The following is a 15,329-nucleotide window of genomic DNA, read 5'->3' on the forward strand; positions in this document are numbered from 1 at the left end:
ATCCAGTTATTACAGTGTTTTTTCGAGGAGGAGTGTACATGTTGGGAGGAAAGATGAAAGCTATCGTCAAAAATGAAAACGCTTTCGGAGCAACTCTGAAAGAAATTCCCATACCTTCCATAAATGAGAATGAAGTTCTTATTAAAGTACAGGCCGCATCTATATGCGGTACAGATGTGCATATTTATAATTGGGATCAATGGGCGCAGAAACGAATCAAAACACCTCAAGTATTCGGACATGAATTCAGCGGTATCGTAGCGGAAACGGGCAAGCACGTCACAAATGTCAAAATAGGCGACTATGTTTCGGCTGAAACCCACTTCGTCTGCGGTACTTGTGTCCCTTGTTTAACAGGAAAACATCATGTGTGCACCCATACAAAGATCCTCGGCGTAGATACAGCCGGTTCCTTCGCTGAATATGTCAAAGTGCCGGCTCGAAATGTTTGGAAAAATCCCGCTGATATGGACCCCGCCGTCGCTTCTGTTCAAGAGCCGCTTGGCAACGCGGTGCATACGGTGCTGGAAAGCAGCCGGCTTGCGGGCGGTTCCGCTGCAATTATCGGCTGCGGACCGATCGGGCTGATGGCGGTGGCGGTGGCTAAAGCGGCCGGTGCATCCCGTATTGCGGCCATTGATAAAAATGATTACAGGCTGGCTCTTGCGAAGAAATTGGGAGCCACGATCACCATTTCAGCTGATAAGGAAGATCCGCTTGAGGTGATCGACACTTTAACAGGCGGAGAAGGGATCGACCTTGTCTGCGAAATGTCAGGCCACCCGGCAGCTATAACACAAGGATTAAAGATGGCGGCCAACGGGGGAAGGTTCCACATGCTGAGTCTGCCGGAACGTCCGGTGACGGTTGACCTGACAAATGACGTGGTGTTTAAAGGACTTACCGTCCAAGGCATCACAGGCAGAAAAATGTTTGAAACATGGCGGCAGGTATCGCACCTGCTTGAATCCGGCCTTGTTGATCTGACGCCGGTGATCACGCATCAGTTTCCGCTTGAAGACTTTGAAAAAGGGTTTGACCTGATGAGAAAGGGCCAGTGCGGCAAAGTCATTTTGATTCCATAAGGGGAGGGTTCTATAATGAAAGAATTTGAATTTCTAAAAGCCGAGCTTGATAAAATGAAAGAAAATAAAACGTGGCAGCAAATGAAACAAATTGAAACGAAGCAGGGTCCGTCGGTGGAAGTCAAAGGGGAAAACGTGATACAGCTTTCATCGAACAATTATCTCGGTTTGACGTCGCATCCAAGGCTTGTCGAAGCGGCTAAACGCGCCGCGGAAGAATTCGGAGCGGGTACGGGGTCCGTCCGGACAATCGCCGGAACATTCACAATGCACAATGAGCTGGAGAAAAAATTGGCAAACTTTAAAAAAACAGAAGCGGCACTTGTTTTTCAATCGGGGTTCACAACGAATCAGGGCGTCTTATCAAGCATTCTTACAAAAGAAGATATCGTGATCTCTGACGAACTGAACCATGCTTCCATCATTGACGGGATCAGGCTGACGAAAGCAGATAAAAAGGTGTACCGCCATGTTGATATGGACGATTTGGAAAGGGTGCTGAAAAAATCAATGAATTACCGCATGCGCCTGATCGTCACTGACGGCGTATTCTCAATGGACGGCAACATCGCTCCTTTGCCTGACATCGTCAAACTTGCAGAGGCGTACGATGCCTTTGTGATGGTCGACGACGCGCATGCTTCCGGCGTACTCGGAAAAAACGGAAGGGGAACGGTTAATCACTTCGGGCTTGACGGAAGAGTCCACATACAGGTGGGCACATTAAGCAAAGCCATCGGAGTGCTTGGCGGTTACGCCGCAGGGTCGCAGGTTCTGATCGATTACCTGCGCCATAAAGGGCGTCCTTTCTTATTCAGCACTTCTCATCCGCCTGCGGTAACGGCCGCATGCATAGAAGCCATTGACGTCCTGCTGGAAGAGCCGGAGCATATGGAAAAGCTATGGGAGAACACGACGTATTTCAAAGACAAACTGGTTCAAATGGGGCTGACCCTCACAAAAAGCGAAACACCGATCGTGCCGATATTAATAGGGGAGGAAGAAAAAGCCCAGGCATTATCAGACCTTTTATTGACCCGCGGCGTCTTTGCACAAAGCATCGTGTATCCGACGGTCGCCCAAGGAAAAGCGAGAATCCGCACCATTATTACGGCGGAGCATACAAAAGAGGAGCTTGACCGGGCCCTGGAAGTAATCCGTTCAGCCGCAAAAGAGCTTCAGCTTGTGTAAGGGGGAAATGATTCCCTCTTTTTTATTTCTTATTGATTCTTATTCTCAATAAGGTGTACAATAATAGGCTGGCGGTTGTGCCAAACGCTTTTAACCAGTATACTTGAGGGTGGAAGTTTCGGTTGAAAGGAGACATTCGAACATGAATGAAAAGCAAAAGCAGGAAAGCGGACAAGTGAATCCGGCGGACAAAAAATCCGAAAAGGATTACAGCAAGTATTTTGAAGCCGTATATATTCCGCCTTCTTTAAAAGATGCGAAAAAACGGGGCAAAGAATCCGTTCAATATCATAACGATTTTAAAATCTCAGAAGAATTTAAAGGCCTCGGTGAAGGCAGAAAATTTTATATCCGCACGTACGGATGCCAAATGAACGAGCATGATACGGAAGTCATGGCGGGTATTTTTATGGCGCTCGGTTATGAAGCGACAAATTCGGTTGATGACGCGAACGTTATTTTATTAAACACTTGCGCTATCCGGGAAAACGCTGAAAACAAAGTGTTCGGCGAGCTCGGCCATTTAAAGGCGCTCAAAAAAAATAACCCGGACTTGATTCTCGGTGTCTGCGGCTGCATGTCACAGGAAGAATCAGTCGTAAACCGCATCCTTAAGAAGCACCCGTTTGTCGATATGATTTTCGGCACGCACAACATTCACCGTCTGCCGGAACTTTTATCAGAGGCATATTTATCAAAAGAGATGGTCATTGAAGTGTGGTCGAAGGAAGGGGATGTCATTGAGAACCTTCCGAAAGTCCGCAACGGAAAAATTAAAGGCTGGGTCAACATTATGTACGGCTGTGACAAGTTCTGCACATACTGCATCGTACCGTATACCCGCGGAAAAGAACGAAGCCGCCGTCCTGAGGAAATTATCCAGGAAGTCAGAAGACTTGCAAGCGAAGGCTATAAAGAAATCACGCTGCTCGGTCAAAACGTGAATGCGTACGGAAAAGATTTTGAGGATATGACGTACGGTCTCGGTGATTTAATGGACGAACTGCGTAAAATTGATATTCCGAGAATCCGATTCACGACGAGTCATCCGCGTGACTTTGATGATCATCTGATCGAAGTGCTCGCCAAAGGCGGCAACCTTCTTGACCATATCCATCTTCCGGTTCAATCAGGAAGCTCAGCGATGTTAAAAATGATGGCGCGCAAATATGACAGAGAACGCTATCTGGAGCTTGTCGGAAAAATTAAAGCGGCGATGCCGAACGCTTCACTGACGACCGATATTATTGTCGGTTTCCCGAATGAAACTGATGAACAGTTTGAAGAAACGCTTTCGTTATATCGAGAAGTGGAATTTGACAGCGCATATACGTTTATTTACTCTCCGCGTGAAGGCACGCCGGCAGCGAAGATGAAAGACAATGTTCCGATGAGGGTCAAGAAAGAACGTCTTCAGCGCCTCAATGATTTGGTGAAAGAAATTTCAGCCAAAAAAATGAAGGAATATGAAGGCAGGACTGTCGAAGTATTAGTTGAGGGAGAAAGCAAAAATAACCCTGACATTCTTGCCGGCTATACGGAAAAAAGCAAGCTCGTCAACTTCAAAGGGCCGAAAGACGCCATCGGCAAGATTGTACGCGTCAAAATCGAACAGGCGAAAACATGGTCGCTTGACGGTGTGATGGCAGGAGAAGCAATCGAGGTGAAATAATAATGACGCTTTACTCAAAGAAAGACATTGTACAGCAGGCTAGGAACCTTGCGAAAATGATTTCTGAAACAGAAGAAGTTGATTTTTTCAAACGCGCCGAGGCGCAGATTAACGAAAATGAAAAAGTCTCTGCGATTATTAATCAGATTAAAACCCTGCAAAAGCAAGCCGTTAACCTGAAGCACTACGAAAAGCTTGAAGCGCTGAAACAAGTGGAAAGTAAAATTGACGCCCTGCAGGAAGAGCTTGAAGGGATTCCGATCATTCAGGAATTCAGAGATTCCCAGATTGAGGTCAATGACCTTCTTCAGCTTGTCGCACATACGATCTCAAATCAGGTGACAAACGAAATCATTACATCTACCGGAGGCAACCTGCTGACGGGAGAAACCGGTTCAAAAGTAAAACATTCGAATAACAGCTGTTCTATTTAAACACGGGGCCTTCATCGGCCCGTGTTTTTTTGCTATTTGAGAACTAATTGTAATATGTACTAAATTTTCATTGACTCGCCGTTTTGTCCCATTTTACTGGAAAGTTTTATCATACTTAAAAGTAAAGTTTCTGGGCAGGGCTGCATACAATGAAACAGAAACTTTGTATTTTTATATTTTTATTATAAAAATGCACATGAGACAAATGCCCAGCATAAGATAACACGAAGAAGAACAAGGAGGCCTGCCGGAATGTCTGAATACAGGGAAATTATTACGAAAGCGGTAGTTGCGAAAGGAAGAAAATTCACCCAATGCACCAACACGATCTCACCTGGAGAAAAACCGTCAAGTATATTGGGCGGCTGGATTATCAACCACAAGTACGATGCCGAAAAGATCGGGAAGACTGTAGAAATTGAAGGGTATTATGATATAAACGTCTGGTACTCTTACGCCGATAATACAAAAACGGAAGTTGTAACCGAGAGAGTAAAGTATGTCGATGTGATTAAACTCAGATACAGAGACACAAATTACTTAGATGACGAACACGAAGTCATTGCCAAAGTGCTGCAGCAGCCGAATTGTCTTGAAGTCACCATTTCTCCTAACGGAAATAAAATCGTGGTTCAGGCAGAGAGAGAATTTTTAGCAGAAGTGGTCGGTGAAACGAAAGTCGTCGTCGAAGTCAATCCTGACTGGGAAGAAGACGATGATGATGATTGGGAAGACGATCTTGATGAAGAATTAGAGGACATTAACCCTGAATTTTTAGTCGGAGATCCTGAAGAATAAGTTGAGGCTAGGGGAGTTTAACACCCCAAGTCTCTTTTTTATATATAAAGATATCACTCTTTTGTTTATGTTATAATGGGATTCGGATAAGAGAAGATACATAGTGAGGGATTAAATGATGGCTAGTTACACGCCTATGATACAGCAATACTTGAAGATAAAGGCAGAGCACCAAGATGCCTTTTTATTTTTTCGGCTTGGTGACTTTTATGAAATGTTTTTTGAAGATGCAAAAAAAGCGTCACAAGAGCTTGAAATTACACTGACAAGCAGAGACGGAGGTTCGGCTGATAAAATTCCGATGTGCGGCGTGCCGTATCATTCCGCGGCGGCTTATATTGAACAGCTGATTAAAAAGGGCTATAAAGTGGCGATCTGTGAACAGACGGAAGATCCGAAGGCGGCTAAAGGCGTTGTGAAAAGAGAAGTCGTCCAGCTGATCACACCGGGAACCGTGATGGATGGAAAAGGCATCCATGAATCGGAAAACAACTTTATCGCTTCCGTTTCCGAATTCCGTGACGGATACGGTCTCGCTTTATCGGACTTAACGACCGGAGAAAACCTGGCCGTATTTATTGAGCGGATTGAAGATGTCATGTCAGAAATTTACTCAGTCGGCGCAAAGGAAATTGTCGTATCAAGCAAGTTTAACGAACATACAGCTGCTCAGCTGAAAGAACGGTGCGGCGCCACGATTTCCATCGAAGACGGGGAAATAACAGAACGCATTGAAATCGCAAAGCACTTGCCGGGCGAAGAGCTGACAGAGACGTTTATGCGTTTATATACGTATTTGCAGAAAACGCAAAAACGGAGCCTGGATCATCTGCAGCCGGTTCAAGTATATGAATTGGAAGAAGCGATGAAAATTGACCTGTATTCAAAACGGAATCTTGAGCTGACGGAAACGATCCGTTCGAAAAGCAAAAAAGGGTCATTGCTTTGGCTTTTAGACGAGACGAAAACAGCAATGGGCGGCCGGCTTCTCAAACAATGGATTGACCGCCCGCTGATCAGGGCATCCCAAATCGAAGAACGCCAGGAAATGGTCGAGACGCTGATCAATCATCTGTTTGAGCGTGAAGATCTGCGCGAGCGCCTGAAGGAAGTATACGATTTAGAACGTCTGGCGGGCCGGGTCGCATTCGGAAACGTCAACGCAAGGGATTTAATCCAGCTGAAAGAATCTTTAAAACAAGTGCCGAGCATCAAAGAGCTTGTAGGGTCTCTTAACCATAAAAAAGCAAAAGAACGCGCCGGCTTGATTGATCCGTGCGGAGATTTGCTTGACCTGTTAGAAGAAGCCCTTCATGAAAACCCGCCGTTATCGTTAAAAGAAGGCAACTTAATTAAAGACGGCTATCATCAGAAGCTCGATGAGTACCGTGACGCCAGCAAAAACGGTAAAGACTGGATTGCCAGACTGGAGCAGCAGGAACGCGCTTATACGGGCATCCGTTCATTAAAGGTCGGTTTCAATAAAGTGTTCGGCTATTATATTGAAGTCACAAAAGCAAACCTTCATCTGCTTGAAGACGGACGGTATGAGCGGAAGCAGACCCTCACAAACGCCGAACGGTACATTACGCCGGAATTGAAGGAAAAAGAAGCGCTTATTTTAGAAGCGGAAAACAACATCTGCGAGCTGGAATATGAGCTTTTTGCCGGACTGCGTGAAAAGGTGAAACAATTTATTCCGCGTCTGCAGCGTCTTGCCAAACAAATGAGTGAGCTGGACGCACTGCAATGCTTTGCTACGATCAGTGAAAACAGGCATTACACAAAGCCCGTCTTTTCTGATAATGAAGTAAAAGTCATTGAAGGGAGACACCCCGTCGTTGAAAAGGTGATGGACAGTCAAGAATACGTCCCGAACAACTGCCTGATGGGCGATTCGCGGGAAATGCTCCTGATTACGGGTCCGAATATGTCAGGTAAAAGCACGTACATGAGACAGATCGCACTTCTATCGATCATGGCCCAGATCGGCTGTTTTGTGCCCGCAAAAGAAGCGGTTCTGCCGATTTTTGATCAAATCTTCACGAGAATCGGGGCAGCGGATGATTTGATTTCCGGACAAAGCACCTTTATGGTGGAAATGCTGGAAGCGAAAAACGCGATTGTGAACGCCACAAAAGACAGCCTGATCCTGTTTGATGAAATCGGCCGCGGGACATCAACGTACGACGGAATGGCGCTGGCACAGGCGATTATTGAATATGTTCACGATCATATCGGCGCTAAAACACTGTTCAGCACGCATTATCATGAGCTGACGGTGCTTGAAGATAAGCTTCCTCAGCTGAAAAACGTTCATGTGCGCGCAGAGGAATATAACGGAACGGTCGTGTTTCTCCATCAAATCAAAGAAGGAGCCGCAGATAAAAGTTACGGCATTCATGTCGCCCAGCTTGCCGAGCTCCCGGACGATCTGATCAGCCGCGCGCAGGAGATTTTGAAACAGCTTGAGCAGACGGGAGATAAACCGGAGCTTCCGGCGGTATCTGAGAAAAAGTCCGCCGTCAGAGAAGAACCGGCACAGCTGTCCTTTTTTGCTGACGGTGAAAAAGAACAGAAGGCACCGGCTGTTTCTAATAAAGAAAAACAAGTGCTTGAAGCCTTTAAGTCAATCAATATTCTCGATATGACGCCGCTTGAAGCGATGAACGAAATGTACAAGCTGCAAAAAAAATTAAAATAGAAAGAGGTGACGGACTTGGCAAAAGTCATCCAGCTGTCAGATGAACTTTCAAATAAAATAGCGGCCGGCGAGGTGGTCGAACGGCCTGCCTCAGTCGTTAAAGAATTGGTGGAAAACGCCATCGACGCAAACAGCACAGTCATTGAAATCGACATAGAGGAAGCGGGGCTTTCGTCGATTCGGGTGCTCGATAACGGCGAAGGGATGGAAACCGATGATTGCAAGCGGGCTTTCCGCCGCCACGCGACCAGTAAAATCAAAGATGAAAACGACCTGTTCCGGGTGAGAACACTCGGTTTCCGCGGAGAAGCTTTGCCAAGTATCGCATCTGTTTCTCATCTGGAAATCAAAACGAGCATCGGCGAGGGAGCGGGAACCCATCTCATTCTTCAGGGCGGGAATATCATTTCTGAGCAGAAATCCTCCAGCAGAAAAGGAACGGAAATTATCGTTACCAACCTGTTTTTCAATACACCCGCCAGATTGAAATATATGAAAACCGTGCATACGGAGCTCGGCAATATTACGGATGTTGTCAACCGGATCGCTCTTGCGCATCCGGAAGTATCGATCCGTCTCCGCCATCAGGGGAAAAGTCTGCTGCAGACAAACGGTAACGGGGATGTGCGCCATGTGCTGGCCGCAATTTACGGGACGGCGGTTGCGAAAAAAATGATACCGCTCCATGTCAGCTCGCTTGATTTTGAAGTCAAGGGCTACATTGCGCTTCCGGAAATCACGCGTGCATCCAGAAACTACATGTCATCTGTCATTAACGGAAGATACATTAAGAATTTCCCGCTTGTAAAAGCGGTGCATGAGGGCTATCACACACTACTGCCGATCGGCCGCCATCCGATTACGTTTATCGAAATTACGATGGACCCGATTTTGGTCGATGTCAATGTCCATCCGTCGAAGCTTGAAGTCCGCCTCAGCAAAGAGACGGAGCTGCATGAGCTGATCCGTGACGGGATAAAGGAAGTGTTTCAAAAGCAGCGGCTTATTCCGAGCGCCCAGCTCCCGAAAAAATCCGCGCCGGCACCGGCCAAAAACGAACAGCAATTTATGACATTCGAGGAAAGCGCGCCTGAGCGGAAACTTCCTGAAAAAACGCCGGAGCCGTCTTACTCACCAATGAAGCTGAGTTCGGTCGTAAAAGAGCCTGAGCCGGTAATAATAGAAGAAGAGATCCTCCCGAATGAAGCGGATCACGATGTGCCGCCGGAGATCGGCATGCCCGAAACGGAAGCGCCTGTTTCCGATACTCCGGAACCGGAAGCTGTCTCTGAAGAAATACGGGAGGAAAGAGTTCCGGTGATGTATCCGATCGGCCAAATGCACGGGACATATATTTTAGCCCAAAACGAAAACGGCTTGTATATCATTGACCAGCATGCGGCCCAAGAACGGATTAAATACGAATATTTCCGGGAGAAAGTCGGGCAGGTCGAGCCTGAAGTGCAGGATATGATCGTGCCGCTCACCTTTCATTACGCAGCAAATGAAGCGCTGATCATTGACCAGCATCAGCATGAGCTTGAAAGCGTCGGAGTATTTTTAGAAGCATTCGGCACGAACAGCTACATCGTCCGCTGCCATCCGGCCTGGTTTCCAAAAGGGGAAGAAGCTGAACTGATTGAAGAAATCATTCAGCAGGTGCTTGACGCCAAACAGATCGATATTAAGAAACTGCGGGAGGAAGCGGCCATTATGATGAGCTGCAAAGGCTCAATCAAAGCGAACCGCCATTTGCGAAACGACGAAATCAAAGCGCTCTTGGACGACCTGCGCCGAACGACAGACCCGTTCACATGCCCGCACGGCCGGCCGATCATTATTCACCACAGTACGTATGAGATGGAGAAGATGTTTAAGCGTGTGATGTAGAAGGATTCTGTGAGGGATTTATCTCTCGTGCCCACATTTTGCCCACTGATTTTAGCTGTTTAGGTATTCATCAAACTGATTAATGCTTTTTTGATTGTGATTCTGCATGATATGGATATAGACATCAGCGGTCATTTTCACATCGGTATGACCGAGTCGTTCTTACAAAATTTGATATCTGAACGAAAGCAAAAGCATTTTACCGGCTGGACTTTGCACTTCGCGCGGAAGTCTATAAGGACGGGGGCGCGCCGGACCCGGAATGCTTTTTCTATATCAAACGGTTTCTAAAAGAACAGAGCGAGCGGAATCACATGCTATTTGTTACCGGGATAAACTCAGGCCTTCGCATATCAGATATACTGGAACTGAGGGTAAGAGACGCCAAACGTTCGTATTTCAATCTTATAGAGAAGAAAACCAAAAAGAAAAAGAGAATTGACATGACGCCGGGACTTTAAAGAGAATTAAAGGCGTATATCGAGGGGAAAGAAGATCACGAATATCTTTTCAAAAGCCGCGAAGGGATCAACAAGCCCATTTCCCGGTTTTCAAAGCAAACAAAAGATTTGGCTATGCTGCAGAAGATTTTCAACCACTCTGACTAGCGGACAACCCTTCGATACATTGGAATCAATCAGGATGCCATGAACAACGCCATGAAGAAATTTAAAATATAAGCAGGCTCATCTCATAAACAAGATGAGTCTTTTTTTCTGCATATTTTTATTGATTCCCTTCAAAAAGCATACGTGGAATTCATTTTAGGGATATTGCTTGAAAACAAGGGTGCCAAGGGCTGACGGCACTTCGGGCAGTTGCACAGTATATAACATATGGGTAATTCGTGGATTGTGTGGATATGTTATACTATACAAAAAAAGGGAGAGTTATATTATGGCATTAAATGGCGAATGGCTTAGTGTTAATAGAATGTCACCGTACAAATATCAATGTGCCCACTGTGATGCGGTAGTTGGTCCGGATTCAGGTTATTTATGTGATCGAAAAAATCCTGGACGGTCTATACGGTCTACTTTGGCCAGAATTTTTATATGCTCTAATTGCAACAGACCTACATATTTTGAATCGCTTAATGCTGTTAGTAGGACTCAAATTCCTTCACCACGATATGGGAATAAAATAGAGCATCTTCCAGAAGAAATTGAAAAAGTCTACACAGAAATAAGAGATTGTATGTCTCATCAATTACATACGGCAGGTGTATTGTTAGCTAGGAAGCTGTTAATGAATATAGCTGTTGATTCAGGTGCAAAAGAGGGAGAAAGTTTTGTAACCTATGTAAATTTTCTTGAGAGTGAAGGCATTATTCCTAAAGACGGTAAGGATTGGGTTGATGCTATTAGACAAGCGGGTAACATTGCAACTCATAAAATTCCATCAATAGATCAAAAATTAGCAGAAGAAATTGTAACGTTTTTAGAATTTTTATTAAGAATAAAGTATGAAATGCCTGGGAGAATGGCAAAAAACTAATTTTGGCACAAACTTGGCAGGATAAAGGCACAGCATTTTGTTTTAGATAAGGTATTATGGTAATAGGTAATAAATCAAGGGAGCGGGACTGCTGATGAGCGGGGTCGCTTTTTTATGTTTTCTTTAAACTGCTTCCGGTAAATCGTTCGACAAATTTCGTGAATGGTTCCTTTACCACTCTTTTTTACCGATAATATTGATAAAGTGGTAAAGGAGTGTAGAAATTGGATAAAGAAATAATGGTAGCGATTATTGGGGGAATTGTGACAATAATCGTTGGAGTAATAACAGCGATTGCTGGGTACAAAGGCGGTATTAAGGGTGCTCAACTACAGATTGAAAAAGACCAAGAAAAAATAAATACAGAACGGGATGCTTATAGAAGAAAGAGACAAGCCGAGTACAATCAGGAAATCAGCTATAGAAGAGGAGTAATTGAAAGAATCATCTCGCATGAAATCCAAGATAATTTTATGAAAATTAAAAGCGACTTTCTCGAAGAAGAAATACTTTACAGCGGTGATAGTTGGAGTGCTATATCCTACTATTTTAATACAGAATTACGGTTTGCAGAATTCGATAAGGTGAAATATGATTTGATTAAATTTCAAAGTGAAAAAGTGTCTGAAGTAATGGATATTTATGACGCTTTTAAGATTATTGTTAGAAGAAAACAGCTTGTGAATTTTAAGAGTGAAGAAATTCATAAAGTAAGAAAAGCTTATCTTATGTGTAAGAAAAACTATTGTTAGCATCCTTCGGGGTGCTTTTATGTTCTCTGTAAACTGCGGAAACTGCGTTCGGTAAATCTCAGGATAGACAATTGGCGTGAGTCGGCTTGAGTGCGGGGGCAGTTTAGAAAGAATATGCCAAGCGCTTTCTCAATCGGGAGGGCGCTTTTTCTATTGGAGGGATTAACCATGTCCGAAGACAATTTATACGTTGATCAATTTAAAGGGTGGCGCACTGAACAAGAGTTTCTTTTAAAATAGATTAATTATAACATTGAAATCAGTCAAAGGAAAATCGAATTGAACGAGAAACAAAAGCAGTTGCACCTGCAACGCGTGAATATAGATGGGGGAAGAATTTAAATCAAATTGGAATTTGGTGAGATAACAATGTGCAAGTCAAAGGGGACTAGTAATTAGCCCCCTTACATTTAGTTCTTCCTGTGGCTTTTTCTATTTTTGATTAAACTGAAAACCACTAAGAGAACCACACCGACAGCAACAATATAAAATGAAATTTCTGCTGCTGCGGTATTAATATTCTTAAGAAGAAGGATAAGCCCTATTAAAACTATAGGAATGATGTAAGTTAGAATTCTTATAGCTTTTGGACTCGGTTCAGCGTATCTTTCATTTTCCATAATTACCTCCCGTCTAAAGTTTAACACAGGTTAAATTTGATAATCACCAACAATAGTCCCGTTTAAAGAGGAAACATAAGAGTTTAAGTAATCCATCAAGCGGGGTACGTGCCATTTGGTCCAGAAGATGCTTTATCTCTAGCATAAAAGATTACTCAGGGGAGAATGCTCCGGCTGTTCCAAGAAAGTGAAGAAACAACATCTTGTGTGTGAATTACGTCGTATTTTTCTAATTTTGAATTGTGTGTTAATGCCAACACATAAGCATAACATTGAAATTCGGTGTAAGGAGCTAAGGTATTCTGATATATTTTGAGGAAGCCGTATGGGTTTAGTTTAGCTTGAAGAAAAGGATTGAAATAAGAATCAAGATTGAATGTCATTTAAAGACTGAGTATCCTCTCAGGCTGCTTCGAGACAATTCTTTTCAAAACAAAAACTCGATTTGTTTTTCTTTCTTTTTATCCGAAAATTATACCATTCTTCATTTTCTGAATAAAATCTCCTAAAGTATTCATGTAAATGAATATTTTTATTTCCTTATATATTACGATAACAAATTTTAAAAAACTTCGGCTGGTTCTTTTGGTTGATTTGAACAGTTTTTTATCTTTACCGGAAAATCCATGGAAAAACGTGGTGTCATCTGGTAAAGTGGTTACAGTCGGCTGGGCGGCGGCAGCAGTCTGCCCGGATCTTTTAAATGGGAATGGTGACAATGGATCATACATATGAAGTGCATCAAATCAAAACTTATCACCAGATGTGGTCCAACTATTGTTATATTATCGCAGACCGCTCAAAAAAATCTGCGATAGCGGTGGACCCGTCCTGGGAAATCGATAAAATAACCGATAAACTGCATGAATTGGATGTTGATTTATCAGCTATTTTATTAACACATTCGCATTATGACCATGTAAACTTGGCGGAGCCGCTTCAGCAAATCTATCATTCTGATATATATATGTCGTCGGCGGAAATCGATTTCTATCAATTCCGGTGCAGAAACTTAATAGCGCTTGAAGACGGCCAAACCTTTGCGGCCGGAGGGTTTATCATCAGAAGTATACTGACCCCGGGACATACGGCCGGGGGAATGTGCTATTTGCTATCTGATCATCTTTTTACCGGTGACACCGTGTTTACAGAAGGGTGCGGTATATGTGAGGACAGGGGCAGCTCAGCTGAAGATATGTTTCACAGTATACAGAGGATCAAAGCCTCCATTCCGCCGCATGTGCGTGTGTATCCGGGGCACTCCTTCGGGGAGAAGCCGGGTCAAAAAATGGAGAGTCTTTTGAAAAACAATATTTACTTTCAGATTGAAAAAAAAGAACATTTCGTGAATTTTCGCAACAGAAAAAATCAAAAAGGGCTGTTTCATTTTAAGTAATGTGTAATTTAGTTCTATCTAACTAGCTTTCCTTTTGAGGCAAGGAACTTCTGAAATGGAATGGTAGTTATTACTAGATTTCTGGTGATGAATGGCTGAGTAACGGGAGTTTGCGGAAGAGAACGCCGGGCAGGCCGGATGGGACATTCTGCTTACGCCTGTTCCGAAAGCCCTGAGTCCGCCTTCCGACAGGGAAAAATAGGCATTATTCAGGAGTTCGCATAGGATAAATTAACTTGACATGGTATTTTTGTGAAGTTACTATCAACTTGAACATGCTTCTTATCTGAATCCGAGAAAGGATGGCTGAGAAAATGATCACATACTTATTCCCCGGACAAGGTTCTCAAAAGCAGGGAATGGGGAGCTCATTGTTTGATGAATTTAAAGACTTAACGGAGCAGGCTGATGAAACACTCGGATATTCCATGAAACGGCTTTGTCTTGAGAATCCGTATTCCAATCTTCACAAGACGCAGTTCACTCAGCCTGCTTTATATGTTGTAAACGCGTTAAGCTATTTGAAAAAAATCCAAGACAATGACATAAAGCCGGATTATGTGGCCGGCCACAGTTTGGGAGAATATAATGCGCTGTTTGCAGCAGGTGCTTTTGATTTTATTACCGGCCTGCAGCTTGTCCGTAAAAGAGGCGAATTAATGAGTATGGCCACTGACGGAAAAATGGCCGCCGTTATGGGGTTAACTGCAGCTCAAGTGTCAGACGCCCTTCAAACGCACGGATTACATACGATTGATATTGCCAATATGAATTCTCCTCACCAAGTTGTCATATCCGGACGCAAAGAAGACATTGAAAGAGCCAAAACCGTATTCGAAGGATTAAAAGACGTTACGATGTTTCATCCGTTAAACGTAAGCGGCGCTTTTCACTCGAGGTATATGAGTGAAGCAAAACAAGAGTTCGAAAAATTTTTACAGTCATTTCATTTTTCTGCTATATCAATTCCCGTCATTTCTAATGTGCATGCCAGACCTTATGAGCAAGACGGAATCCACTCCGTTCTGGCCGATCAGATCGACCATTCAGTGCGATGGAACGACAGCATCCGCTATCTGCTGGACAAAGGGCGGATGGAATTTGAAGAAATCGGCCCGGGTCATGTGCTGACAGGGCTTATTCACCGCATCAAAAAAGAAACTGAAGCTTCACCCGCCATGTAGCGGAACGCAAGTCAAAATTCTTATCTCACACAATAGTGCCAGCCATACAACATCACGACCACTTCACCTGCACACGACATCACGAAAAACTCACAAATCAATATTT

Annotated in this window: 12 protein-coding genes and 1 pseudogene; 12 read left to right on the forward strand and 1 reads right to left on the reverse strand. The window is 44.0% G+C overall.

Annotation, left to right across the window (positions count from 1 at the left end):
• Nucleotides 1-38: 38 nt before the first annotated feature.
• The 10 genes and pseudogenes from tdh (at nucleotide 39) to NYE50_RS09470 (ending at nucleotide 12,023) form a co-directional block, all read left to right on the forward strand.
• Nucleotides 39-1,085, forward strand: coding sequence for an L-threonine 3-dehydrogenase (gene tdh, locus NYE50_RS09425; RefSeq protein ID WP_159354178.1), 1,047 nt, complete (start codon nucleotides 39-41; stop codon nucleotides 1,083-1,085).
• A gap of 12 nt (nucleotides 1,086-1,097) precedes the next feature.
• Nucleotides 1,098-2,276: a glycine C-acetyltransferase gene (locus NYE50_RS09430; protein WP_159354707.1), complete on the forward strand. Its 1,179-nt coding sequence runs from the start codon at nucleotides 1,098-1,100 to the stop codon at nucleotides 2,274-2,276.
• Between the two features lie 142 nt (nucleotides 2,277-2,418).
• Nucleotides 2,419-3,948, forward strand: coding sequence for a tRNA (N6-isopentenyl adenosine(37)-C2)-methylthiotransferase MiaB (miaB, locus tag NYE50_RS09435; RefSeq protein WP_003154116.1), 1,530 nt, complete (start codon nucleotides 2,419-2,421; stop codon nucleotides 3,946-3,948).
• Between the two features lie 2 nt (nucleotides 3,949-3,950).
• Entirely contained in the window at nucleotides 3,951-4,382 is a 432-nt protein-coding gene (locus NYE50_RS09440; RefSeq protein ID WP_003154113.1) for a RicAFT regulatory complex protein RicA family protein, read from the forward strand.
• 252 nt (nucleotides 4,383-4,634) lie between these two features.
• Nucleotides 4,635-5,180: an outer spore coat protein CotE gene (gene cotE / locus NYE50_RS09445; RefSeq protein ID WP_003154111.1), complete on the forward strand. Its 546-nt coding sequence runs from the start codon at nucleotides 4,635-4,637 to the stop codon at nucleotides 5,178-5,180.
• Nucleotides 5,181-5,298: 118 nt separating this feature from the next.
• Nucleotides 5,299-7,884: a DNA mismatch repair protein MutS gene (gene mutS, locus NYE50_RS09450; RefSeq protein ID WP_007409829.1), complete on the forward strand. Its 2,586-nt coding sequence runs from the start codon at nucleotides 5,299-5,301 to the stop codon at nucleotides 7,882-7,884.
• A gap of 15 nt (nucleotides 7,885-7,899) precedes the next feature.
• A complete protein-coding gene (gene mutL, locus NYE50_RS09455; protein ID WP_053573449.1) occupies nucleotides 7,900-9,774 on the forward strand; it encodes a DNA mismatch repair endonuclease MutL in 1,875 nt (624 codons plus the stop codon).
• A gap of 206 nt (nucleotides 9,775-9,980) precedes the next feature.
• Nucleotides 9,981-10,454 (forward strand): annotated as a pseudogene (locus NYE50_RS09460) (tyrosine-type recombinase/integrase).
• Between the two features lie 217 nt (nucleotides 10,455-10,671).
• The gene (locus NYE50_RS09465) at nucleotides 10,672-11,271 is read left to right on the forward strand and encodes a DUF4145 domain-containing protein (protein WP_159354179.1); all 600 of its coding nucleotides are present in this window, start codon (nucleotides 10,672-10,674) and stop codon (nucleotides 11,269-11,271) included.
• A gap of 224 nt (nucleotides 11,272-11,495) precedes the next feature.
• Nucleotides 11,496-12,023, forward strand: coding sequence for a hypothetical protein (locus tag NYE50_RS09470; RefSeq protein ID WP_159354180.1), 528 nt, complete (start codon nucleotides 11,496-11,498; stop codon nucleotides 12,021-12,023).
• A 410-nt stretch (nucleotides 12,024-12,433) separates the two neighbouring features.
• On the opposite strand, the gene NYE50_RS09475 is transcribed toward NYE50_RS09470, so the two are convergent.
• Nucleotides 12,434-12,643, reverse strand: coding sequence for a hypothetical protein (locus NYE50_RS09475; RefSeq protein WP_159354181.1), 210 nt, complete (start codon nucleotides 12,641-12,643; stop codon nucleotides 12,434-12,436).
• A gap of 718 nt (nucleotides 12,644-13,361) precedes the next feature.
• Here NYE50_RS09475 and NYE50_RS09480 point away from each other — a divergent pair.
• Complete coding sequence (locus NYE50_RS09480; protein ID WP_003154103.1) at nucleotides 13,362-14,039, forward strand: MBL fold metallo-hydrolase; 678 nt, start codon at nucleotides 13,362-13,364, stop codon at nucleotides 14,037-14,039.
• A gap of 314 nt (nucleotides 14,040-14,353) precedes the next feature.
• Nucleotides 14,354-15,223 (forward strand): ACP S-malonyltransferase, encoded by an 870-nt coding sequence (fabD, locus tag NYE50_RS09485; protein ID WP_103526894.1) that lies wholly within the window; start codon nucleotides 14,354-14,356, stop codon nucleotides 15,221-15,223.
• Nucleotides 15,224-15,329 lie beyond the last annotated feature (106 nt).

This window comes from Bacillus sp. EU55 (genome assembly GCF_038005925.1).
Classification (GTDB): Bacteria; Bacillota; Bacilli; order Bacillales; family Bacillaceae; genus Bacillus; species Bacillus velezensis.

Bases quoted from the DNA above. Each gene is read 5' to 3' on its own strand.
- tdh (WP_159354178.1), top strand. From the start codon at position 39: ATGTTGGGAGGAAAGATGAAAGCTATCGTCAAAAATGAAAACGCTTTC.
- miaB (WP_003154116.1), top strand. From the start codon at position 2,419: ATGAATGAAAAGCAAAAGCAGGAAAGCGGACAAGTGAATCCGGCGGAC.
- NYE50_RS09440 (WP_003154113.1), top strand. From the start codon at position 3,951: ATGACGCTTTACTCAAAGAAAGACATTGTACAGCAGGCTAGGAACCTT.
- cotE (WP_003154111.1), top strand. From the start codon at position 4,635: ATGTCTGAATACAGGGAAATTATTACGAAAGCGGTAGTTGCGAAAGGA.
- mutS (WP_007409829.1), top strand. From the start codon at position 5,299: ATGGCTAGTTACACGCCTATGATACAGCAATACTTGAAGATAAAGGCA.
- NYE50_RS09465 (WP_159354179.1), top strand. From the start codon at position 10,672: ATGGCATTAAATGGCGAATGGCTTAGTGTTAATAGAATGTCACCGTAC.
- NYE50_RS09475 (WP_159354181.1), bottom strand. From the start codon at position 12,643: ATGGAAAATGAAAGATACGCTGAACCGAGTCCAAAAGCTATAAGAATT.
- NYE50_RS09480 (WP_003154103.1), top strand. From the start codon at position 13,362: ATGGATCATACATATGAAGTGCATCAAATCAAAACTTATCACCAGATG.
- fabD (WP_103526894.1), top strand. From the start codon at position 14,354: ATGATCACATACTTATTCCCCGGACAAGGTTCTCAAAAGCAGGGAATG.